Genomic DNA, 21,754 nt, shown 5'->3' with positions numbered 1-21,754 from the left:
CGTAGAGCGCGCGTGTCCATTCGGATGCACAAAGGGCGCTCTACCACTTTGAGGTTGCGCATCGTTCCGGTCGAAAATCCAATGCGATTTTAAGGCCGATGCGCTGGAGGGTGCGGACCAAAGCAATGACCAAGACTGACAAGGACAGACTGCAATTCGATCTGGCGTCATTGCGCAAGAAACTCTCCGACCATGAAGCCGGCGGGGCTTCGGCCTCCGAAACCGTCGTTCTCAATCCGCTTGCACGGCAGATCGCCAACCAGCTTCGCGCCGGCAACCATTCGCCCAACATGGTGATCGGGCAATTGCGGCTTCTGGAATTCACGATGCTCGTCGTCATCGCCGCCATCGTCAACGGCATCGCAGCCGATCGCGGTCTCGAAACCTTTCTGTCGGTTTTCGGCGGCGGCGTGCTGGGGGCGGCGCTCTGCGTGTTTCTGTTGCAGGCCGGTGATTGCTATCAGCTTCCGACGCTGCGTACGCCGCTGAAGATGTTCGCCCGCATTCAGGGCGCAGTGTGCCTTTCCTTCGTGGGAATTGCCTGTTTCCTTCTCCTCTTCTTTCCCGATGCGCTGCATTCCTGGCAGGCCTTCGGCATCTGGTATGCAACGGGTGCGGTGGCGATCTTCGCCGGGCGGCTGATCCTCGGCTTCGCCATTCGCCACTGGGGCCGCAACGGCGTGATGGAACGCCGTGCCGTCATCGTCGGCGGCGGCGATACCGCCAAGGACCTTATCCGCTCGCTGGAGCAGCAGTCCGATAACGATATCCGCATCTGCGGTATCTTCGATGACCGGAAAAGCGCCCGTTCTCCCGAGGTTGTCGCCGGCTATCCCAAGCTCGGAACCTTCGCGGAGCTGGTGGAATTTGCCCGCCTGACGAAGCTGGACATGCTGATCATCGCCCTGCCGCTCAGCGCCGAGGCGCGCATTCTCCAGCTTCTGCGCAAGCTATGGGTGCTGCCGGTCGATATCCGCATCGCAGCGCATGCCAATAAATTGCGTTTCCGCCCCCGTGCCTATTCCCATGTCGGCAAGGTGCCGATGCTCGATGTGTTCGACAAGCCGATCCGCGACTGGGATTCGGTGGCGAAACGGGTGTTCGACATCACCTTCAGCCTCATCGGCATCGCCCTTTTATGGCCGGTGATGGTGGGCGCGGGAATTGCCGTGAAAACAACTTCGAAAGGCCCGGTCCTTTTCAAGCAGAAGCGCCACGGCTTCAACAATGAGACCATCAACGTCTGGAAGTTCCGTTCCATGTATACGGAACTCAGCGATCCGACTGCGAAAAAGGCCGTGACGAAGAACGACCCGCGCGTCACGCCCGTCGGCCGCTTCCTGCGCAAATCCTCGATGGACGAGCTGCCGCAGCTTTTCAACGTTCTTTATGGCGATCTTTCGCTCGTCGGGCCGCGCCCGCATGCCGTTCATGCCCAGACGGGCGACCTGAAATATACCGAGGTGGTGGAGCACTATTTCGCGCGCCACAAGGTCAAGCCCGGTGTCACCGGCTGGGCGCAGATCAACGGCTGGCGCGGCGAGATCGACCACGGCGACAAGATCAAGTTCCGCACCGAATACGATCTCTATTACATCGAGAACTGGTCGCTGTTCCTCGATCTGAAAATCCTGTTCCTCACGCCGATACGGCTGCTGAAATCGGAAAACGCCTATTGACCCACACCGGCTACCAGCACGCAACGGATTTCGACGCGCCGCTGGCCGCCATGCGGCTCGTCGGTTCGTTCTTCATCGCATTCGGCGTGTTCCTTTCCGGTTTCGTCATTTCCGAGCCGGCGCCCTATGAGCTGATGATGGTGGGACAGGTGGCCCTGTGGTTCCTGCTCGGCCTTCGCCTTTCGCGCACCGTCATCCTGCTTCTGTGCCTGCTGCTGGCCTTCAATGTCGGCGGTTATCTTTCGCTCACCACCATGGCCGATCTGGATGAGGGACCACTTTATCTCGCCGTCTCGACCTTTCTGGCGCTGACCTCGGTTTTTTATGCGGCGATCATAGAGGACAAATACCAGCGGCTGCTTCTGATTTTCCGGGCCTGGCTTGCGGCGGCGCTGATCACCGCCCTGCTCGGCATCATCGGATATTTCCACGCCATTCCGGGTTTCGAGGTCTTCACCCTTTACGACCGCGCCAAGGGCGCCTTTCAGGACCCGAACGTTTTCGGTCCCTTTCTGGTGACGCCCTCGCTTTACCTCATTTACGGCCTTCTAACCGGCAAGGCGATGCATGCGCCCTGGCGGATCGCCGGGCTGCTCATTCTGTCGCTTGCTGTGTTCCTGTCGTTCTCGCGTGCGGCCTGGGGCCTGTTTCTGTTCGCCACCATCCTCCTCGTCTTCGTGATGCTGCTGAAGGAGCGCACGGCCGCGTTTCGCCTGAATATCCTCGTGCTGTTTCTCGTCGCCGCCGGGCTGATGGTCGCGGCGGTCATCATCGCGTTGCAGTTCAAGCAGGTGGCGGATCTGTTCTCCAGCCGCGCTTCGGCGGTACAATCTTATGACGGCGGCCATCTCGGACGTTTTGCCCGCCACTATCTCGGCTTCCTGCTCGCCATGGAACACCCGCTCGGTATCGGCCCCATGGTGTTCGACAATATCTTTCCCGCCGCCGAACATAATATCTGGCTGAAGAGCCTGACGACGCATGGCTGGTTCGGTTTCGTGATCTATCTGGTTCTGATCTGCTGGACCATTGCCGCCGGGTTCAGGCACCTGCTGCGGCCACGGCCCTGGCAGCCGTTCCTCATCATTTCCTGGGTAACTTTCGTGGGACATGTGATGATCGGCGCCGTCATCGATACCGACCACTGGCGACACTTCTTCCTGCTGCTCGGCATATTGTGGGGATGCATGGCGCTTGAAAAACGCGAAAGCCTGCGCCGCCGCACGCGTGCCGCCTAAAATGCTTCCCCTTACGGAACCTTACGCCATTTCATGCGTTTAGCCCCCGATTCTGATTGTCAAACGGGGAGACATCTTAATGACGCAGACCAATAATCTCTATCTTATCATCGGCGCGCTCATCGTGGTCATCGCAGGCCTTGGCATCTATGTCTGGCACGAGGAAAGCAAACCGAAGGGGATCGAGATGAATATCGGCCCGAACGGCGTCTCCGTTCAGGAGAACTGATCCGCAAGCGTCGCGCAAAGTCCGGCCATTAAGACCGGGTGCATCCCAAGCCGAAAACGGCCGGGATTCGCCCGGTCTTCTTATGAGAGGAGACGAAAGGCGGGATCGATGCCCGCCGAGCCGGTTCGATACGAATGATGCGTATCGCCCGATCAAGGAAACAGCTAGCGCAATGGTCTCCTCCATCGACCTGTCCACACGCCTCACCGCCACCAGACTGGCCCTCAAGGCCATCAAGGAGCAGGAAGACAATTCCGCCGCCACATCCTCCTCCTCGACGCGGACATCTCTCCTCGATTCCTACGGGCTGGACACCTCCTCCTCGTCTTCCACCAACACGCGGCTCACGCAGCTTCTGGCGCAATATGCCCAGACCTCGAACGAGGATACGCAGACCGACGACACGGATACCGAGCTTTCTTCCGGCGATATTACCAAGGCCGACTTCATGAAGGAGCTGAAGGAGACGCTGGAAGAACTGACCACGGATCCGGACAAGGCTTCGCAGGCCAAGGCCATGCTGGAGGCTTTGACGGCCGGCACGCTGACCGTCTCCGATCCCGCCGAGGGTGCGCAAATCAAGGCCTGGGATGTGTCCTCCGATACAGAAACCACCTCCAGACCGGCCTCGGATATCGCCATGACGGGATGGAGCGACTTTCTGAAAGACCATCTCAAGCGCGACGGCTCGGCCTATGCGAGAAGCGAAACCGGCGCCTATGTCGATACCATTTCCGGCGACAACGCGTTTTTCGGCAGCGTCGGCAGCCGCTATTATTATCTCACCTGGCCGCAGGCGAAAAACGGCACTTTGACCGTATAAGCCGAATTCCCCGATGCCCGAGCGGATGGCTGCGACATGGAATCTGCCGCAGCCTCGCTTTCATCGTCTGCTCAGACGGCAGGCGCGGCAGCCGGTTCGGCTCCGCCGGAAAGCGCCTTTTGCAACTGCGCTTCCTGCGCCGGCGACAGCGACGTCTTGATGACCCGTCCGCGCAGTCCTTCGAATTCCGCCAGCACCTTTTCCGGCTGCACCTTGCGGATCAGCACGAACAGCGCCGAAGAACCGTTGGGAATGGTCTCGCCGAGCGATTTGATGAAATCGTCATCGATGCCGAAATCCGTCAGCGAACCCGCAAGAGCGCCCGTACCGGCACCGATGGCGCCGCCGATGGCAAATCCCGCCAGCGGATTGAGGAACAGCAGGCCGACGAGGCCGCCCCAGAGACCGCCGGACAGGAAACCGGAGCTTGCGCCGATCGCCGTCAGATTGACGCTCTGTTTCAGATGCACCTTGCCGTCTTCATCGCGAACGACAACCACGGCATCTTCCAGATCGACCAGATATTCCTTTTTAAGGCCTGCAAGCTTCAGAAGCACCCTGTCGGCCACTTCCGTTCCGTCAAAACCAACAACGACGAGTTCGGACATAGTTCGTCTCCCTGAGTTTCAATTCCGCTGCGATTGAACGCCGAAGCGGGCGGCTTGTTCCGGCAATGATGAAAAGAGGATGTGTCATGCGTTTGACGGCCGCCCATCCGGGCTGCTTAGTCCCCTCTGCGCCATCCACACCCTTTGCTCCTTTTTTTATGAAAAGACCATTTTCCGCTTGCGCCCTAACAGGCTTATATATAAACGGCTTTCAGGTTCGGAGCGTAGCGCAGCCCGGTAGCGCACTTGACTGGGGGTCAAGGGGTCGTGGGTTCGAATCCCGCCGCTCCGACCATTAAAATCAGATAGATAGCCAGTTCCCCCAGAGCTGGCTATATTTGTTTCAGCTATCTGGTAACCCGCGCCATGCGCGAATTTAAAAGACCGGATTCGGCTATACGTTTGTCCAGGCCTGAGAACGAGGTGTGCCGAGATGGCCAAAAAAACAAGAATTGAACACTCAGAATTCTCGGGCGAGTTTGAAGACGACGGTATCACGGTTCTGGTTGATATCTACCGGCCCGCTGGCACCCAGCAGGATTGGACGCTCGAGGTCATCAGCGAGCATGACGATGTCACCACCTGGGACGAACCCTTCGCGACCGACAAAGACGCCTGGGAAGAATTCCTGGCCACGTGTGAGAAAGACGGGATTCGCAGCTTTCTGGATGGCGAGGATCCGTCGGTCCATTAACGTTCAACTCCGCAGTGCCGGACTGTAAAGGGCGACGCCCATTGCCTTGTTGACTCTCTGCTAAAATTAGAACATTTAGTGAACAAAAGAGAGGTCATCCACTATGTCCGACGCTGAAAAAATCACCCCCATACGGCCCGACGACATAGCCGGATATGTCATCCAGTGTCATGACGGCGATGCGAAGGCGGCTGTCGAAGCCCTTCTCGGCGAAATCGAGCATCTGCAGGAACAGCTTTCCCTGGCGGTCGCCATCATGGGAAAGGGATATACGCGCGGATGGACGCCGGATATCGGACGCGATTGAGCCGACGGCCTCCACTCCACAAGCCGTGTTCGATGCAGCTTGTGGAGCGCAAGAAAACTGGCGCAGCAATCAGCCCTTGTCCGCCAGCTGACCGATTTCGCGGTCGATCAGGTAAAGCGCATTGGGGCCGTCGCCGATCAACTCGATCTTGCCGAGTATGGTGCGGCAAAGGCTGTCTTCCTCATGCTGCTCATCCACGAACCATTGCAGGAATGAGGTGGTGGCGTGGTCTTTTTCCACGTGGGCAAGATCGACTGCCGCGTTGATGGCGGCGGTGACGCGGGATTCGTGCTCCGTCACGATGGTGAACAGGCCTTTGATGTCGTTTGCCGTGACCTGCGGCGCTGGCAGTTCGGAAAAGGTGACGCGTGCGCCGAGATCGTTCAGGAAGCCGAAGATGCGGTGCATGTGCTCCAGCTCTTCCGCCGCGTGGCCGAGCAGGAATTTATAGCAACCGTCGAGATTGCGTTCCGCCGCCCATGCGGCCGCCTGAAGATAGGCGTGATGGGCGCGCAGCTCGCCATTGAGGAGATCGTTCAGCGTCGTTTCGATCACTTTGTTTGCCATGGTTTCATCCTTGGTTTCGGGGTTGAAGAAGCGGGTTTGCGGTGCGGATTGGCGCGGCCTGAAAGGCGGGGCGTTATTGTGCGGGCGTCACCTGCCCCAGCGCCGCCTCCAGCCTTTCGCTCTTCATGACGAGCTTGGGCCGCAGCTTCTCGGCCTTTTGTCTGACGGCTTCGAGATTGACGGGCTTGCCGACCTGAATGATGCCGATCATCGCCATCATCAGATGCGGCGGGCAATAATAGAGATAGACGCCCTCCTTCTCGACGGTGACGGTGAAGACCTCATCGAGCTTGCTTTTCCAGGGGCTAACGCCTTCCGGAACCGCATAGGACTGCACATAGTGGCTGGAATTTTGCGGCGCGAAGGTAATGGTGTCGCCCGGCTCCGCCTTCACATAGGAAGGCTCGAACACCATGCCGCCATCCTTGCCGTAATTGAGCATCAGGATCTTGTGTTCGGCGGAAAGGGATGGCGTGACGGGCAGGATTACGGCCAAAGCCGTGGCAAGCGTCATCAAAAATCGTTTCATGCAATTATTCCTTCAAGGGTTTTGAAATGTTCGAGCGGCGGGTCGCCCGCCGGCTGGATGACGGGATTGCCGCGCCGGTCGCGCAACACCTCCACGGCAACACCATAGGTCTCGGAAATGAGCTTCGGCGTGACGATATCGCCCGGTGCGCCGGTCGCCTTCAGCGCGCCATCCGAAATCACCAGCAGGTTGTCGGCATATTGGCAGGTGAGGTTGAGATCATGCAGCACGACAAGCGTCACCCGGCCATTGGCGCGGGTTTCCTGCCGCACCAGATCGAGAAGCGCCACCTGATGCTTGAGGTCCAGCGCGCTGACCGGCTCATCTAGCAGCATCGCCTGCGGCTCACGCATCAGAACCTGCGCGAAAAGCGCCATCTGCCGTTGCCCGCCGCTGAGCGAGGCGATCTCCCTGCCCGCCAGATGGGCTATTCCGGCCTGATGCAGGCGTGTCATGGCCAGATCGAGCGTTTCGTCGTCGATATGAAGCGAAAGCCGGCCGAAGCGGCCGAGCGCCACCACCTCCAGCACGCTGAGCGCTATATCGGCGGCCGTATCCTGCGGCATATAGGCAAAACGATCCCGCCAGTCCCTTCTGTGCCGCCCTGCCCTTTCCCCGGCCTGAAGGCGACGATCGCCGAGGCTGATGGCGCCTGCGGCGAGCGGCAGATCGCCGAAGATCGCTCTGAGAAGCGTCGTCTTGCCCGTTCCGTTCGGGCCGATGACGGCATGGATGTGCCCGGGTTCCAGACGTGCCGAGAGGTCTCTCACAACGGTCTGCCCGCCCCGTTCGACGGAAATATTATCCAGAACCATCATTGGCCACGCCTCTTCGGAGCGAAATCAGCCACAGGAGAAACGGCACGCCGACAATGGCGGTGACGATGCCGACCGGGAACAGAGCGCCGGGAATGATCGATTTGGAGAGGATCGAGGCTGCCGAAAGCATCAGCGCGCCGCTCAGTACCGACATGGGCAAAAAGAAGCGCTGATCCTCGCCCACCGTCATACGGGCGATATGCGGCGCGACCAGCCCGATGAAACCGATGACCCCGACAAAACTCGTTGCCGTCGCTGTCATGATGGCGACGATGATGAGAACCTTCATGCGCAGCCGGCGAACATTGATACCGAGGCTCGCTGCCCGCATTTCCCCCATCCTCAGCGCCGTCAGTTTCCAGCAATCCGCCATCAGCAGGGCGCAGCAGAAGGCGGTGACGGCGGCCGTCAAACCAAGCGTTGGCCAGGTCGCCTTGGTCAGGCTGCCGAACAGCCAGAAAAGAATCTGCTGCGACAGTTCCGGCGAGGACAGGAACTGGATGAGCGACAGCAGCGACTGAAATAGAAAAAGAAGCGCGATGCCGCCGAGAATGATGGTTTCGGCCGTCATCTGCCGCATGGAGGCCAGCATGAAAAGGAAAAGCGCGGCGAGCATGGAAAAGACGAAAGCGCCGAGCGGAACGGCAATCATCGCATCCAGCCCGAGACCGCCGAGCGCAAGCACCAGCGCGGCGCCAAAGCCCGCCGCAGCCGCCATGCCGAGCGTATAGGGGCTTGCCATGGGATTATTCAGCAAGGTCTGCATCTGCGCGCCGCCGGCGCCGAGCGCCGCTCCGACGGCGAGCGCCATCAGCGCCATGGGCAGGCGAAGGCCGCGCACGATGGAATCGGTCATCGCGGCCCGTTCGCCAAGGCCAGTCAGCGACTTCACCACTTCGGCGGGCGACAGCAGCGAGGGACCGGTGGCGATATCGAGAACGAGGCTTACCGCCATCAGCACGAAAAAGACCAAGACGACGCGCCAGCGACGACGTTCACGCAGCCGGTGCGCACCGATGGCTTCGGCATTGCGGGCGGCAATTGTCATGGAAAACCTGTTTGAAAAAGACGCTGAAAAGCGGACGCCGTGCAGTGGCGTCCGCAGAATTTAACCTTCAGCGGCAAGCAAATGTGCTTTTCCGCCGCCGGCAATAGAACCATCAATCCTTGACGGCGATGGCAAAGGTGCCTTCAGGCGTGACCGGCAGGTACTTCCTGTAATAGCCGAGATAGTTGGCGATCGGATCGACATCCTTGAACTGCTCGGGATAAAGCTGCTTGGCGATATATTGCACCATGGCGAAATCGGAGAGCGTGCGCGACGCGCCCTGATAGACACCGAACAACTGCCCGTTCTTGATGGCCGGCAATTCACTCCAGCCCTGACGGGTTTCGAAGGCCTTGAGCTTTTCGCGGGCATCCGCGGCCTTCACCGCCTGCCCCATCGGCAGCGCCGCGGGGTTCTTGTTGTTTTCACGGCCGGAAATGAAGATGGCGTCGGGCTTCGAAGCCAGAACCTGCTCGGGATTGATCGGTCCCCACCACTCAACGAAAGGTGCTGCGATATTGTCGCCGCCAGCGGCGGTGGACATGGCGCCCCACATGTTCTTGCCATAGGTGAAGGAATATTCGGCCGGTCCCTTATTGCCGAATTCGACATAGACCTTCGGTTTCGGCTGACCGGATTTCGCCACCCGTTCGGCGACATCCTTCAGCGAACCGGCGTAGAATTCGGCAATTTCCTTGCCGCGCTGTTGCTGGCCGGTGAGTTCGCCGAAAAGCCGGGTGGAGGCGACGTGGCGCTCGACCGTCTGGGCGTTATAGTCGACGACAACGACGGGAATACCCTCTTCTTCCAGACGGTCGGCATCGAGACCGAGCGCCTTGTATTGCCAATCCGCCAGGATCACCAGATCGGGATTGAGGCTCAGAACTTTTTCGACCGAGAAGGTCTGGGCTTCGACTTCGCCGACATCGGCAATATCTGCAAGCGAAGCGCGGTGGGCGAGATGCATTTTCCAGTTGGCGGGAACCCAGCCTTCCCACGCTTCGCGGGAAATGCCGACGACGGAATCATAGGCCTTTTCGCCACCGACCGCCATGTAGTCCTCGAAATAGAAACCGAGAACGACGCGTTTTGCAGGAAGATCAACCTTCACCTCGCGTCCGATGACGTCGGTGATGGTCTTCTCTGCGGCGATGGCGGAAGGTGCGATAAAGAAAACGGATAAGAACGATGCGGCAAGGCCGCCGATAAATGTTTTGCGGGTCATGATGCGATCCAGAAGTTGAAACAATGCCGCTGTATAAAAGGTGACACTATGAGTCAACTTAAATCGCAAGATCACATAAGTTGCTAATATAAAAATGAAAACTGTCATTTTCGGCAAAAATGCATGCCGTGAAATATTGCGCTGGGCGACGGCAATAGATGCTGCGCCGCCGCGCCCTCAGCCAGCCACGATCTTTTGGTTGCGCCCGTCCCGATAACCTCCGTCATCGAGACAGGACGCAAGATCCATTCAGATCATGAAAGTGCTGCCCTGCGGGAAATGCGCCCGAGCCGACTTCAGAACTCGTTGGAGGCGATGGCGAAATCGTCGACGACAGGCATCTTTTCCGCGTTTTCCCAGGTCCGGTCCATGGCATAGGTTTCGGAGAGATAGGGAATGCCGATATGGCCGAAGCGGAAGGAAAGCTGGCTTTCCGCCTGTTCCTCATCAAGCTTTGCCACGCGGCTGAGATAGAGTGCGGTGGCGAGGCCTGTCCTGTCCGCACCGGCCTTGCAATGAATGAGAATGGGCTTCGGCGCATCGCGCATGATGGCGACCAGCTCGTTGACCCTGTTCATGTCGAGCTCCTGACTTGCCGACATGCCGAAATCGATATGATTAAGTCCCAGTTCGCGGGCGGTTTCGACCTCATCGCGATACCAGGCCTTGGATTCGTTCGCGCCGCGCAGATTGATGACCGTCCTGATACCGTGGTCTTTGGTATAGCGGACGAGCTGCTCATTGCTCGGCTGGTTGGAGCGATAGAGCTGCCCCGCGACAACCTCGTGAAAATTGCCCAGGAGCTGAATGGCGTAGAGATAACCGCCTGCCGCAAGCACAGCAATACCCATGCCCCAAAAGGAGCACTTCCAGAATCTTCGCATAATAAAACGGTTCCCTCATTCGACGAGAGAACCGATACAGGCGGATTCTGACAGTAAGCTGAAAGTTATGCGACAGTATTGTAAGAGTAGAAAATTTGCGCTCGATCAACGCACGAAAACGTAAACCGCATAGACCGCGATAAGCGCGGCGGCCGCCGCTGCGGTGATGGCGCCAAGGCGTTTTTCGATGAAATGACGCACCGATTCCCCGTATTTCTGCAGCAATCCGGCAAGAATGAAAAAGCGCGCGCCGCGCGTGACGACCGCCGAAAGAATGAACAGGCCAAGGCTGATATTGGCCGCGCCGGAAAGGATCGTCACGACCTTGATCGGCGGCAGATGCGCGAGCCCCGATGTCACCAGCAGGAGAACGATGGTTTCGTAATCCACGGAGTTCTTCAGATGCTCGAAGCTGTCGAGCTTGCCGTAAAATTCGAGAATGGGTCGGGCGATGCTTTCAAAGGCATAGTGGCCGAGGAACCAGCCGGCGATGCCGCCGAGAACCGAGGCGACAGTTGCCACGAGCGCATAAAACATCGCCTTTTTAGGCTTGGCCAGCACCATGGGCAGGAAAAGCACATCGGCAGGCACGACGAAGATGGAGCTTTCCACGAAAGCCACGATTGCCAGCCACCACACGGCGGTTTTGCGCGCGGCGAGCGCCATCGTCCAGGCATAGATGTTTTTCAGCATGTCGTGTCCCCGGGGAAGAGTGTTGCGGAGTGAAGGCAGGCGGGAGCCAAGGCATATCGGCGGTAGTTCATGCGGTTGCCGATGGGCCGGAGAGACCGGCCCCGAATGAGGATTAGAGACAACGCAAGAGAATGGCAAATGTTGGAAAATTTATTTTTGCATCGCAAAAAATCATAAAGACGAGCGTTTCCAGCCCTCATCGCAAGCCGGTTGTTGCAATGCGAAATTTCATCCTGCGGTAGATGAACTCGCCTTTTTGCTGTAGAATAAGAGGTGGAGGAAAGAGGAGGAAGTTATCATGGACTATGTAAACTTCGTTACATCGATCAATCCGGTCATACTTGTCATTCTGCTGGTGGTTCTTCTTGCAGGCGCCTACAGCAACTGGGTTTCGCACTGATCCAGGCGAACCGCGCGACCAAATGTGATGAGGCTCCTTTTCTATCGGCGATAGGCATCGGGCCGGATGGATGTTATCAATCCCGGAGTTAAACAACTTCCGGGAAGCCGCATGACGAACGAATTCGCATTCACTGATACGTCTGAAAAGCTCAGCACGACGCTTGAGAAGCTGATAGGAAAGCTGCAGGGTCAGACGATCACGTTGCGGGAGTTGATGGAAGCGATCGGCGAACAGGGCCTTTTGCTTATCTGCGCAATCGCCTCCCTGCCCTTTCTCATCCCGGTTTCCATTCCCGGCGTCAGCACGGTCTTTGGTGCGGCGATCATCCTTGTCAGCCTGGCAATCACCCTCAACCGCCTGCCATGGCTGCCGGCAAAAATCCTCGACCGGCAGATGGAGACGGCAAAGCTCGTTCCAGCCCTTCAAAAAGGTGTCGCCATTGTCTCCAAGCTCGATGGTTTCATTCGCCCGCGCATTCCCGCGCTGACGACCGGCATTATCGCCAACCGCATAAACGGGCTTGCGCTGATGACGGCGGGCGTATTGCTGATGATGCCGCTCGGCTTCATTCCCTTCTCCAACACCCTTCCAGGCGTCGCGATCCTGCTTTTTTCAGCCGGGATGATTCAGAGGGATGGCGTCACCGTGCTCGGGGGCTACCTGTTTCTGGGGCTGACGGCGATTTATTTCGCAGCGCTCGCCTATGCGGCCTTCTGGGCCGGCCAGGGCATCAGCAGCTCCATCGGCGCATAAGACCTATTGCCGGCCGCCATTGCGGGTGTCGCGGCGGTTCTGCCGCGATGCCCACCAGACCGCCAGCCGTCGCCGCTGGCGGCGAACCGCCGGCAGATCGTGGGAAAGCACGACTAGACCGAGCGGAATCATCCAGAAGCCGAGAACGGGCAGGAAACCCAGCGTTCCGCCCACCACCAGCGCCGAGCCGGTCGCAATCCTGCCGACGCGCGAACGCGGCATGGCAAAGCTCCATTTTCCGACATGGAGGCGGTGCGTTCTGTGGTCGATACCGAATTTCATTCCATCCTGCCCTTTTGCATCTGGCCTGTGGATAATTTTTTCACCGGCGATAAGCCCGGAAAATCGGGACTCTGGAGGGATAAAACAAGAGGAATGCGTTTTTTTTGAAAAAACCGCTTGGCAAATCGGAAAAGCATTTGTATTACCCCGCTCACACCGCGCCAAGCGGTGGACGTTCCCTGGTAGCTCAGCGGTAGAGCATTCGACTGTTAATCGACAGGTCGCCGGTTCGAATCCGGCCCGGGGAGCCATTTCTCTCAAAACATGTGATGAAGAGCGTAAGACGGCTTTCTTCCCGGCCGGATTGACGTATCGCGCTTTTTGCGCCTGAAGACTTCAGGCTTTCTTCGGTGCGCGTTTCGTTGCCCGTGTTGTATTGGTGAGCGCCGGTGGATCGCTTGCGGGGAAACTTTCTTCAAGGCTCTCGGTCAAATCGTCATCCTTCTCGGGATGAGATGCCTTCTGCTCTTTCTGAAGCGACTTTACGGCCGGTGACTTCGGTTTTTTGGCCGGTGCTTTGGCGGCGGGGGATTTTTTTGTGCCGCTCTTGCTGGCCGATTTCGTCTTGCCTGCGTTACTGGAGACTTCCTGCTCCGCTTCCATCCAGTGCCGCTCGTGGTGTCCCTCCGGTCTTCCTTCCTTCTCCCATATTGCGCGGGCTCTTTCCCGGATTTTGGCTTCGCGATCGTGGTCCATAACGGCCTCCCTCTTTTCGTGGCACCGGCTTTATTCTGCCCATGGAAAACCCGAAAAAGCCAGAGTTTGTTCCGCCTTCGACAGCCGTAAATGCGGATTTCGCGAGGAGCGAAGGAACCGCCCTTGCCGACCGATCGTTTGCTCCCCAACAACAGCAGGAGAATTCCGATGACCGGCACCAGGCACAGAAATCCCGAACCTCTCGATATTCAACAAAAAGACGTGGCGGGTTTTGAAACCGACAGCGAGCTGAAGTCCAAAGACAGTGAAATCTATCCCGATGAATCGATCAGCCTTCGTGCCCGCAGGCAAGCGGCGCGGCAGCATGAGGATGCCTTTATCGTGGCAACCGATCTGGAAGACGACGATCAGCGCGACGCCGCGCCCGGCACCAGAGAGCAGCCCTAAGCCCGAAAATGGAAAAGGCGGGTCAAAGCCCGCCTTTATCGAAAAATGCCGTCAAAAATGTCCGGAGATTTATCGGCGGACCGAAACGATGGCCTTGCGGTTGAAGTTCGACACCTGCACCCGGCCGGACTGGTTGCCGCCGAGGATTTGGGCGGTCTTGCCGCTCATGCTCTTCAAAATGCCGGCGTGGTAACCACGGCCGTTGCGAATGACGACAACATCGCCGGGCTTTGCCTGACTGACGGGCACGGCATAACCGAAGGATGTCCAGGACTTCGCAAATCCATAGGATTTGGGAGATTGCCGGCCGGCCTTGCTGGCGACCGCATGCAGGAAAAGGCCGCACCATGGGGTGCTGCGGGGATTTGCGCCAAGAATGTTCTTGAGGCTCTTGTTGTTCTTGGACTCGTGCAGCCCGGTGTATTTTTCTGCCTGGTTCAGCATGCCGGCAGAGGCCGATGCAACGACTGTAAAAGACAAGGCTACCGATAGAATTAACGCGGATACTCTCAAACGTCTCGCCCTTATGTTAGAGGGCGCCCGTGTATTGTGACAATTTAGCGACAATTTGACGAGAAATGGGCAGAAATCAGACGCCTATTCATGTGCGCTGATCTGTCATTGCTTCAAAACAGGCTGCCCTGCGCCTCGTCAGTGCGGCTGCGGCCGGCATTTTCGAGATCCAGCATACGCAATTTGGTGGTGGTTCCGCCCGGTGCGGAGAAGCCGCCAAGCCTGCCGCCGGCGGCGAGAACCCGGTGGCAGGGAATGATCAGCGGCACCGGATTTTTCGCCATGGCCTGACCGACATCGCGGGCCTTTTCCATGCCGAGACCGAGGGTCTTTACGATGCCGCCATAGGTCGTCGTGTCACCCCAGCCGATCTGCCGCGCAACGGCGTAAACATCGAGGAAAAAACGCTCCTGCCCGGCGAGATCGAGTTCGACGGCGGTAAAATCGATCTCCTCGCCGCCGAAATAACGGGTGATCATCGCAATCACCTCACGCGTGCGTGTTTCGGGAACGGCGATTGAGGCGGATGGCAGGCGCTTCTGGAGAAGTTTTTCGGTCTCGCCGGCATCAGAGCCGGGCAATTGCAGACGTACGATGCCCCGCCCCGCCCATGCGAGACCGCAATGGCCGAGGGCTGTGGGAAAAACAATATAGCCGTAGTGGTTGCTCATTGCCGTCGCTCATCCGCTTTTTCGCATGCACGATGCCATATCCCGCATTCGAAACAACCCGTTTCCTGCTTCTCAACAAACAAGGCCACCCGTTTTGGGCGGGTGGCCTTATACGCATCAGTTCCGAAAATCCGTTCAGGACGCGATTTTGCCCGGTTCTTCCACAAGGCACTGCGCCTGCCGGCTGGCGGCAACGAAGGCCGTGCGGGCAATTTCCCCCGCCACGTCGCCCATCAGCGAGGCGCGGCACAGACGCAGCGCCTGTTCATGCACCTTGTCGCCACGCTCAGGCCATTCGTGCTGGAGAAAATCGAAGGCTTCGTAAACGCCATTGAAAATCCGGGGAGCACCGTTTTCAAGGGAGATGGTAACGGGCTTTTCCCACTTAACGTCATTCAGCAACATTGATTGCACTTCCATGCTCTATTAACCCGCGACAAACGCCGGCTCCTCCAGTTGGTTCCCTTTATCAGCGGTTTCAAGGGCGAAAAAATAACCCTCGAAAAACCATGCGCCTCCATCTTTCCATTCTAGCCGATTTGCGGAACAAAGCGTTTCAACACTCGTTCAAGCGGAAGTGAACCGGGTCCTTTCATGCCGACAACAGCCTCCCCCGCCATCGTCTGGTTCCGCAAGGACCTGCGCCTTTCGGACAATCTCGCCCTGCTTGCCGCCGTGGAGCATGGCGGCCCCGTCATCCCAGTCTATATAAGGGAAAAATCATGCGGCCCGCTGGGCGGCGCACAGGAATGGTGGCTTCACCACTCCCTCACGTCCCTCGCCGCCGCACTGGAGAAAATCGACAGTCGCCTCGTGCTTCTCAGCGGCGACGCCGGCAAGACATTGCGCCATCTGATATCCGAAACCGGTGCAGAAGCGGTATTCTGGAACCGCCGATACGATCCCGCCGGCATGGCGACAGACAAGGCGCTGAAACAAACGCTTCGGGATGACGGTCTGACGGTCCGCAGCTTTTCCGGCCATCTGCTGCATGAGCCATCGAGGCTGCAGACGAAATCCGGCGGTCCCTACCGGGTCTATACGCCCTTCTGGCGGGCGCTGGAGGGCGGCGAGGAGCCACATGCGCCGGCGGATGCGCCGAAGGGTCTGAAGGCGCCGAAGACGTGGCCGAAATCGGAAAAGCCTGGCGATTGGAAACTGTTACCCACCAAGCCGGACTGGGCGAAACACTTCAGCGACATATGGTCTCCCGGCGAAAGCGGGGCGCGGGAAAAACTTGACGATTTCATCGATGGCGCTTTGAAGGGTTATGAAGAAGGCCGCGACTTTCCGGCAAAGGACGCCACCTCTCTGCTTTCCCCGCATCTGGCGTCCGGCGAAATATCGCCTTCTACCGTCTGGCACGCGACGAAGGGGCTTTCCCGCCATATCGCCTCAAACGATATCAGCCGTTTTCGCAAGGAAATCGTCTGGCGCGAATTCTGCTATCACCTGCTGTTTCATTTTCCCGAACTCGACGAGAAGAACTGGAACGACAGTTTCGACGCCTTCCGCTGGCGAGACGATGAAAAATCCTTCACGGCGTGGACGCGCGGCATGACAGGATACCCCATCGTCGATGCCGGCATGCGGCAATTGTGGAAACACGGCACCATGCACAACCGGGTGCGCATGATCGTGGCGTCCTTTCTCATCAAACATCTGCTGATCGACTGGCGGAAGGGCGAGAAATGGTTCCGCGATACGCTGGTCGATGCGGACCCGGCCTCCAACGCCGCCAACTGGCAATGGGTGGCGGGTTCGGGTGCGGATGCCTCACCGTTTTTCCGCATCTTCAACCCCATATTGCAGGGCGAAAAATTCGACACCGATGGCGATTATGTGCGCCGTTTCGTGCCGGAGCTTGAAAAGCTCGAGCGAAAATACATCCACAAGCCGTTCGAAGCGCCGAAAGAGGCCTTGAAGAAGGCGGGCATCGAGCTTGGCAAGACCTATCCGCTGCCGATTGTCGACCATGGAAAAGCGCGGGAAAGAGCGCTTGCGGCCTATGCCGACGTCAAGAAGAACGCATAAAATTGGGTATCGGCAAAATTTTGCGTGGCTAAGCCAAAGCCGGGAAGATAATTTCTTGCGTTGAAGCGGTTGTAACGGGACATAACGGCACCTAATTTCCGCTCAGACAAGAAGGCTCAATCATGACCATTCACTCCTCTGCGCTCAGTGCTATCGGCAATACGCCGCTCATCCGTCTGAAAGCCGCCTCTGAAGCGACGGGGTGTGAAATCCTCGGCAAGGCGGAGTTCCTCAATCCCGGTCAGTCGGTGAAGGATCGCGCCGCGCTCTACATCATCCGCGACGCCGAACGGCGCGGACAATTGCGGCCCGGCGGCACCATCGTGGAAGGTACTGCGGGCAATACCGGCATCGGCCTGTCGCTGGTCGCCAATGCGCTGGGCTACAAGACGGTCATCGTCATTCCCGAGACGCAGAGCCAGGAAAAGAAGGACGCGCTGAAACTGCTCGGTGCGAAGCTGGTCGAGGTTCCGGCCGCGCCCTATTCCAATCCGAACAATTACGTGAAGGTCTCCGGCCGGCTGGCGAAACAGCTTGCCGCAACCGATGAAAACGGCGCGGTCTGGGCCAACCAGTTCGACAATATCGCCAACCGTCAGGCCCATATCGAGACGACGGCGCCTGAGATCTGGGATCAGACGGATGGCAAGGTCGACGGTTTCATATGCTCGGTCGGTTCCGGCGGAACGCTTGCGGGTGTGGCCGACGGCCTGCGCGATTTCAACCCTGATATCAAGATCGGCCTTGCCGATCCCGAAGGCGCAGCCCTTTACGAATTCTACAAGAACGGCGTGCTGAAATCCGAAGGCTCCTCCATCACCGAAGGCATCGGACAGGGACGCATCACCGCCAATCTGGAAGGTTTTACGCCCGACTTTTCCTATCGCATTTCGGATGCGGAGGCGCTGCCGGTGCTGTTCGATCTGGTTACGAAAGAGGGCCTTTGCCTCGGTGGTTCCTCCGGCATCAACATTGCCGGTGCAATCCGCCTTGCCCGCGAGCTTGGTCCGGGGCATACAATCGTGACCATACTGTGCGACTACGGCAATCGTTATCAGTCGAAGCTGTTCAATCCGGATTTCCTGCGCTCCAAGGGGCTTCCGGTTCCGCAATGGCTGGCGACGAAAAGCGAGATTGCGGTTCCGTACGAAACCGTTTGAGGACATGCCGACATGCCTGTGAATGCCCTGTTCCGTGACGATTTTTATCTTTCCACCGCAGAAGCGATCGTCACGGCGGTGCATGAGGATGGCGGCATCGAGCTGGATCAAACCTGCTTTTACGCCACCTCCGGCGGCCAGCCGGGCGATAGCGGCTTTCTTGAGCGGGCCGATGGTTCGCGCATCGAACTCGGCATTACCAAAAACGGTTCCGACAAGAGCGTGATCATCCATGTGCCGCTCGAAGGCCAGCCTTCTCCTGAAGTCGGCGAAAAACTCACCCTGCATGTGGACTGGCCGCGTCGCTACAAGCTGATGCGGATGCACACCGCCTGCCATCTGCTCTCTGTCGTCTGCCAGTGGCCGATCACCGGAGCCGCCGTCGGCGAGGATGAATCGCGTGTCGATTTCGACATGTCGGAAACCATCGACAAGGACGAAGTGACGGCAAAGCTGATGGAGCTGGTGAAAGCCAACCATCCCGTCTTCCTGCAATGGATCACCGACGAGGAGCTGCAGGCCAATCCGGGCATCGTCAAATCCAAGAATGTGCGCCCACCGATGGGCCTTGGCCGGGTCAGCCTCGTCTGCATCGGCGAAAATTCCAGCATCGACAGCCAGCCCTGCGGAGGCACCCATGTTTCCGAAACGCAGGAAGTGGGCGATATTCACATTGCCAAGATAGAAAAGAAGGGCAAGGAGAACAGGCGGTTCCGCATTCGTTTCGGCGCGCCTGAAGCTGTTGCCTGAGATTGGGAGAAACATCGTGAGCACGGATAAGAGCCGTTTCGTCGTTTCGGCGGACTGGGTGGAAAAGCAGCTCGGCACGGCCGGGTTTCGTGTCGTTGATGCCTCCTGGTATCTGCCGGCGCACAAGCGCAACGGTGCGGAAGAATTCGCAGCCGGCCATTTGCCCGGCGCGGTATTTTTCGATCAGGACAAAATCGCCGATCATACCACCGGCCTGCCGCATTCCCTGCCCTCGCCGGAATTCTTCGCGGAACAGGCTGGCGCGCTTGGCCTCAGCGACACCGATACGATCGTGGTTTACGATGGTCCCGGTTTCTTTTCCGCGCCGCGCGTGTGGTGGATGCTCCGGGTGATGGGCGTGCGCAAGGCCTATGTGCTGGATGGTGGTCTCGACGGCTGGAAGCGCGAAGGCCGGCCGCTTGAGGCGGGTACGCCGGAAATCGAGCCGGCAACCTTTACGCCTGATTTCAACGAAAAGCGCGTAACCTCGCTTGGCGCCATGCGCGGCATCGTCGACAGCGGTGAAAAGCAGATTGCCGACGCCCGTGGCGCCGGACGCTTTACCGGCGACGAGGCCGAACCGCGTGCCGGCATGCGTTCCGGCCACATGCCCGGCGCGCGCAGTCTGCCCGCGACAGCCTTTTCCGAAAACGGCCACTTCAAGGACCTCACCGCCATCCGCAAGATGGTGACCGATGCCGGTATCGATCTTTCGAAGCCCGTCGTCACCAGTTGCGGTTCGGGCGTCACCGCCGCCGTCATTACGCTTGCGCTGGAATCGCTCGGTCACAAGGATAATTCGCTTTACGACGGCTCATGGTCGGAATGGGGCGGATTGCAGGATACGCCGGTGGTTACCGGTCCGGCGGATGCAATCCCCGCACTGTCGCACGGACCGCTGAAGGCGCATGTGACGCAGCTGGAAATGACGGCTCCGCCGAAAGTCAGCCTGCCGATCCCCGTGAACATCCAGACGGCGCTGATGCGGGTCAACAATATTCCCCTGCATTTCTACCGCTATCTTTACTGGCGGGTGGGGAAACGCTGGCACTGGCAGAAGCGCATGCGCATGAGCGATGCGGAGCTTTCCGCCATTCTGCGCGATCCGAAAAACAGCGTTACGGTTCTCTATATGAACGGTGCGCCCGCCGGTTTCTTCGAACTGAACAAGGCGAGCGACGAGGTGACCGAGCTTTCCTATTTCGGGCTGCTCGAAGAGGCGATCGGCGCAGGCGTCGGCAAATGGTTCCTGTTGCAGGCGCTTTACGCCGCCTGGCAGGACAATCCGCAACGGGTGACGGTGACCACCAACACGCTCGACCATCCGCGCGCGCTGCAGCTTTACCAGATGATGGGCTTTTCGCCCGTCGGCACCTATGAGGCCTGGGTGGAGCCGCTTGCCGATACCGAGCTTCTGGAGATATCGCTGCGCAACTGAGTAGCGCCCTTGAGAGCAACGCGTGCCATTCTCCGATAAGGAGTGTCTAGTCCCCCCTCATTCCTGTGCTCGTCACAGGAATCCAGTCAGCCCAAGTCCTTGGGCTGAAAAGGACTCTCTCGCCGCGCAGACGCGCGTCGGCTTGATTCCTGGGACAAGCCATTGGTGCAACTCTTCGCCGTTCACACCCAGCGGGTTCTGCAGACTCTGGTCTGGCCCCGCGTCATATCCGTCAAGCGAGATGGCGAAATTGCGAACGACAGCTTTCGGCACGGCACTCTCCTCCCATATCGGGAAGCCGGATTGCCAGCGTCCGACAATCTGGCCTCAGATTTCCCGTTCCAGATTTGCGGCGGCCGTCGGGATTTGCCCGCCGGCAGCGCCCTTGTCTTCCGTGACGGTGTTCAGCAGGTGATCGGCAATCAGTTCCGCCTGGAACTTGCCGAGTTCATAGCAATAGGTGATCTCGCGCTTTTCCGCCGACCAGTAGACATCGGGACGGCCGCAGGACTTGGCCGTCAGCTTGACGTCCCCCTTCAGGCCATAGCTGCTGAAGCTGCGGCTGATGAGATCGAGAACCTTCGATTCCTTGATCATGATGGCGTAGGGCTCAAGATCCGGGTCGCGCGGCGGCACGTAGCTGACGGAGAATCTGGAAGGCGTCTGGCTGCGGTGGGGCGAGAGAAAGTTCTCCCAGGCCGAAGCGACGCCCGGATAGGCGGCGGCGCATTTGCCGAATTCGGCATTGTTGAGCCCCATCATGGCGGCCAGATCGCCATAACCGTCCTTGTCACGACCGACCATCAGGCAGGCCATGTTGCGATCGCGGCTCCTGTCGGGCACCAGCGCGGAAAAGACCGGGGCTTCGTGCTCAGGCAAAGTCTCTGCCTCACGCGCCAGATACCAGCTGTCGGTAGCATTGACGAGCGCGGTGTCGAGCCATTCCTCGTTGGCCTGGAGGATGAGCGTGCCAGCCAGTTGATCGGCCGGCGCCTGCACACTTGCCGTGTCCGCCGTTCCGAAATCCGAGATCAGCATGCGCGCGCCCTCGTGATAAAGCGAGAAGATCGCATTGCCGATGACGAAATTGACCGCCTGCTGAAGCTGTTCGTCGGACAGGCCATCGAGACCGGAGGCGACCTGCGCCTCGGCCTCAAGCGGAGCCGTCAACGAAACGAAAGCCAGCGGAACGGCGGCCAGAAAACGACGGAACATAAAATCAGACCTTCCGGGATCGAGGAGCGTCACTGATTCCCGAAGCTAACGAGTCACGCAATGGGCTGGTTGCATCGCCTGTCAAGAAT

At 58.7% G+C, this 21,754-nt stretch carries 26 protein-coding genes, 2 tRNA genes and 1 pseudogene; 14 read left to right on the top strand and 15 right to left on the bottom strand.

The annotated features are described in order from the left end of the window. Positions 1 to 125: 125 nt before the first annotated feature. The 4 genes from uppE (at position 126) to CFBP4996_RS04530 (ending at position 3,969) form a co-directional block, all read left to right on the top strand. Positions 126 to 1,679: a polysaccharide biosynthesis glycosyltransferase UppE gene (uppE, locus tag CFBP4996_RS04545; RefSeq protein ID WP_080852228.1), complete on the top strand. Its 1,554-nt coding sequence runs from the start codon at positions 126 to 128 to the stop codon at positions 1,677 to 1,679. Next, complete coding sequence (gene uppF / locus CFBP4996_RS04540) at positions 1,676 to 2,917, top strand: polysaccharide biosynthesis O-antigen ligase family protein UppF (protein WP_080852229.1); 1,242 nt, start codon at positions 1,676 to 1,678, stop codon at positions 2,915 to 2,917. Before uppE ends, uppF begins: the two co-directional genes overlap by 4 nt. A gap of 79 nt (positions 2,918 to 2,996) precedes the next feature. Beyond that, positions 2,997 to 3,146 carry a hypothetical protein gene (locus tag CFBP4996_RS04535; RefSeq protein WP_003521552.1) on the top strand — a complete coding sequence of 50 codons (150 nt, stop codon included), beginning with the start codon at positions 2,997 to 2,999 and terminating at the stop codon, positions 3,144 to 3,146. Positions 3,147 to 3,318: 172 nt separating this feature from the next. After that, on the top strand, positions 3,319 to 3,969 hold the full coding sequence (locus CFBP4996_RS04530) for a hypothetical protein (RefSeq protein WP_080852231.1): 651 nt from the start codon (positions 3,319 to 3,321) through the stop codon (positions 3,967 to 3,969). Between the two features lie 71 nt (positions 3,970 to 4,040). Here the strand turns inward: CFBP4996_RS04530 and CFBP4996_RS04525 are convergent, their stop codons facing one another. Further along, positions 4,041 to 4,577, bottom strand: coding sequence for a DUF1269 domain-containing protein (locus CFBP4996_RS04525; protein WP_003521556.1), 537 nt, complete (start codon positions 4,575 to 4,577; stop codon positions 4,041 to 4,043). Between the two features lie 218 nt (positions 4,578 to 4,795). Between CFBP4996_RS04525 and CFBP4996_RS04520 the strand changes: the two genes are divergently transcribed. The 3 genes from CFBP4996_RS04520 to CFBP4996_RS04510 all read left to right on the top strand — a co-directional run bounded on the left by CFBP4996_RS04520 (position 4,796) and on the right by CFBP4996_RS04510 (position 5,578). Then, a tRNA-Pro gene (locus CFBP4996_RS04520) sits at positions 4,796 to 4,872 on the top strand. Positions 4,873 to 5,010: 138 nt separating this feature from the next. Next, positions 5,011 to 5,271 (top strand): hypothetical protein, encoded by a 261-nt coding sequence (locus CFBP4996_RS04515; protein ID WP_080852235.1) that lies wholly within the window; start codon positions 5,011 to 5,013, stop codon positions 5,269 to 5,271. Positions 5,272 to 5,374: 103 nt separating this feature from the next. Continuing rightward, positions 5,375 to 5,578 carry a hypothetical protein gene (locus CFBP4996_RS04510; RefSeq protein ID WP_020811145.1) on the top strand — a complete coding sequence of 68 codons (204 nt, stop codon included), beginning with the start codon at positions 5,375 to 5,377 and terminating at the stop codon, positions 5,576 to 5,578. Positions 5,579 to 5,647: 69 nt separating this feature from the next. On the opposite strand, the gene CFBP4996_RS04505 is transcribed toward CFBP4996_RS04510, so the two are convergent. The 7 genes from CFBP4996_RS04505 to CFBP4996_RS04475 form a co-directional block, all read right to left on the bottom strand. Then, on the bottom strand, positions 5,648 to 6,145 hold the full coding sequence (locus tag CFBP4996_RS04505; protein ID WP_078054033.1) for a ferritin: 498 nt from the start codon (positions 6,143 to 6,145) through the stop codon (positions 5,648 to 5,650). Positions 6,146 to 6,218: 73 nt separating this feature from the next. Beyond that, a complete protein-coding gene (locus CFBP4996_RS04500) occupies positions 6,219 to 6,674 on the bottom strand; it encodes a pseudoazurin (RefSeq protein WP_080852236.1) in 456 nt (151 codons plus the stop codon). Next, complete coding sequence (locus tag CFBP4996_RS04495) at positions 6,671 to 7,492, bottom strand: ABC transporter ATP-binding protein (protein WP_080852237.1); 822 nt, start codon at positions 7,490 to 7,492, stop codon at positions 6,671 to 6,673. Before CFBP4996_RS04495 ends, CFBP4996_RS04500 begins: the two co-directional genes overlap by 4 nt. Then, positions 7,476 to 8,540, bottom strand: coding sequence for a FecCD family ABC transporter permease (locus CFBP4996_RS04490; RefSeq protein ID WP_121490273.1), 1,065 nt, complete (start codon positions 8,538 to 8,540; stop codon positions 7,476 to 7,478). The genes CFBP4996_RS04495 and CFBP4996_RS04490 overlap by 17 nt, the downstream gene beginning before the upstream one ends. Positions 8,541 to 8,652: 112 nt before the next feature. Next, entirely contained in the window at positions 8,653 to 9,765 is a 1,113-nt protein-coding gene (locus tag CFBP4996_RS04485) for an ABC transporter substrate-binding protein (RefSeq protein ID WP_170988562.1), read from the bottom strand. Between the two features lie 296 nt (positions 9,766 to 10,061). Beyond that, positions 10,062 to 10,616 (bottom strand): dual specificity protein phosphatase family protein, encoded by a 555-nt coding sequence (locus CFBP4996_RS04480; RefSeq protein ID WP_003521565.1) that lies wholly within the window; start codon positions 10,614 to 10,616, stop codon positions 10,062 to 10,064. 138 nt (positions 10,617 to 10,754) lie between these two features. Continuing rightward, positions 10,755 to 11,342, bottom strand: coding sequence for a YqaA family protein (locus CFBP4996_RS04475; protein WP_080852239.1), 588 nt, complete (start codon positions 11,340 to 11,342; stop codon positions 10,755 to 10,757). 511 nt (positions 11,343 to 11,853) lie between these two features. Here CFBP4996_RS04475 and CFBP4996_RS04470 point away from each other — a divergent pair. After that, positions 11,854 to 12,498, top strand: a complete 645-nt coding sequence (locus CFBP4996_RS04470; protein WP_003521567.1) for an exopolysaccharide biosynthesis protein — start codon at positions 11,854 to 11,856, stop codon at positions 12,496 to 12,498. 3 nt (positions 12,499 to 12,501) lie between these two features. Here CFBP4996_RS04470 and CFBP4996_RS04465 read toward each other — a convergent pair whose 3' ends face one another. Continuing rightward, complete coding sequence (locus tag CFBP4996_RS04465) at positions 12,502 to 12,780, bottom strand: hypothetical protein (protein WP_020811139.1); 279 nt, start codon at positions 12,778 to 12,780, stop codon at positions 12,502 to 12,504. A 176-nt stretch (positions 12,781 to 12,956) separates the two neighbouring features. Between CFBP4996_RS04465 and CFBP4996_RS04460 the strand changes: the two genes are divergently transcribed. Next, positions 12,957 to 13,031: transfer RNA gene (locus tag CFBP4996_RS04460), tRNA-Asn, on the top strand. 85 nt (positions 13,032 to 13,116) lie between these two features. Here CFBP4996_RS04460 and CFBP4996_RS04455 read toward each other — a convergent pair. Continuing rightward, positions 13,117 to 13,476, bottom strand: coding sequence for a DUF2934 domain-containing protein (locus CFBP4996_RS04455; protein ID WP_020811138.1), 360 nt, complete (start codon positions 13,474 to 13,476; stop codon positions 13,117 to 13,119). Between the two features lie 168 nt (positions 13,477 to 13,644). Between CFBP4996_RS04455 and CFBP4996_RS04450 the strand changes: the two genes are divergently transcribed. Further along, entirely contained in the window at positions 13,645 to 13,884 is a 240-nt protein-coding gene (locus tag CFBP4996_RS04450; protein ID WP_080852241.1) for a hypothetical protein, read from the top strand. Between the two features lie 69 nt (positions 13,885 to 13,953). On the opposite strand, the gene CFBP4996_RS04445 is transcribed toward CFBP4996_RS04450, so the two are convergent. The 3 genes from CFBP4996_RS04445 to CFBP4996_RS04435 all read right to left on the bottom strand — a co-directional run bounded on the left by CFBP4996_RS04445 (position 13,954) and on the right by CFBP4996_RS04435 (position 15,473). Beyond that, positions 13,954 to 14,397: a TIGR02594 family protein gene (locus CFBP4996_RS04445; RefSeq protein WP_080817213.1), complete on the bottom strand. Its 444-nt coding sequence runs from the start codon at positions 14,395 to 14,397 to the stop codon at positions 13,954 to 13,956. A 113-nt stretch (positions 14,398 to 14,510) separates the two neighbouring features. Next, on the bottom strand, positions 14,511 to 15,068 hold the full coding sequence (locus tag CFBP4996_RS04440; RefSeq protein WP_078054041.1) for a methylated-DNA--[protein]-cysteine S-methyltransferase: 558 nt from the start codon (positions 15,066 to 15,068) through the stop codon (positions 14,511 to 14,513). A 135-nt stretch (positions 15,069 to 15,203) separates the two neighbouring features. Continuing rightward, positions 15,204 to 15,473, bottom strand: a complete 270-nt coding sequence (locus CFBP4996_RS04435; RefSeq protein ID WP_003521573.1) for a DUF982 domain-containing protein — start codon at positions 15,471 to 15,473, stop codon at positions 15,204 to 15,206. 189 nt (positions 15,474 to 15,662) lie between these two features. Here CFBP4996_RS04435 and CFBP4996_RS04430 point away from each other — a divergent pair, with 189 nt between their 5' ends. The 4 genes from CFBP4996_RS04430 (at position 15,663) to sseA (ending at position 20,450) form a co-directional block, all read left to right on the top strand. Next, positions 15,663 to 17,102 carry a cryptochrome/photolyase family protein gene (locus CFBP4996_RS04430; RefSeq protein ID WP_080852243.1) on the top strand — a complete coding sequence of 480 codons (1,440 nt, stop codon included), beginning with the start codon at positions 15,663 to 15,665 and terminating at the stop codon, positions 17,100 to 17,102. Between the two features lie 122 nt (positions 17,103 to 17,224). Then, on the top strand, positions 17,225 to 18,262 hold the full coding sequence (locus tag CFBP4996_RS04425; RefSeq protein WP_080852245.1) for a cysteine synthase A: 1,038 nt from the start codon (positions 17,225 to 17,227) through the stop codon (positions 18,260 to 18,262). Between the two features lie 12 nt (positions 18,263 to 18,274). Beyond that, the gene (locus CFBP4996_RS04420) at positions 18,275 to 19,012 is read left to right on the top strand and encodes an alanyl-tRNA editing protein (RefSeq protein WP_080852247.1); all 738 of its coding nucleotides are present in this window, start codon (positions 18,275 to 18,277) and stop codon (positions 19,010 to 19,012) included. Positions 19,013 to 19,028: 16 nt separating this feature from the next. Further along, on the top strand, positions 19,029 to 20,450 hold the full coding sequence (gene sseA / locus CFBP4996_RS04415; RefSeq protein WP_080852253.1) for a 3-mercaptopyruvate sulfurtransferase: 1,422 nt from the start codon (positions 19,029 to 19,031) through the stop codon (positions 20,448 to 20,450). A 153-nt stretch (positions 20,451 to 20,603) separates the two neighbouring features. Here sseA and CFBP4996_RS04410 read toward each other — a convergent pair. Next, positions 20,604 to 20,723, bottom strand: a pseudogene (locus CFBP4996_RS04410) (DNA-binding protein); the annotation flags it as partial. Between the two features lie 54 nt (positions 20,724 to 20,777). Beyond that, positions 20,778 to 21,665, bottom strand: coding sequence for a DUF4344 domain-containing metallopeptidase (locus CFBP4996_RS04405; RefSeq protein WP_121490274.1), 888 nt, complete (start codon positions 21,663 to 21,665; stop codon positions 20,778 to 20,780). Between the last annotated feature and the right edge of the window lie 89 nt (positions 21,666 to 21,754).

Source organism: Agrobacterium leguminum (assembly GCF_005144435.2).
Lineage (GTDB): Bacteria > Pseudomonadota > Alphaproteobacteria > Rhizobiales > Rhizobiaceae > Agrobacterium > Agrobacterium leguminum.
The sequence above is the reverse complement of the archived record's forward strand: the minus strand, read 5'-3'. Positions and strand labels throughout refer to the sequence as shown.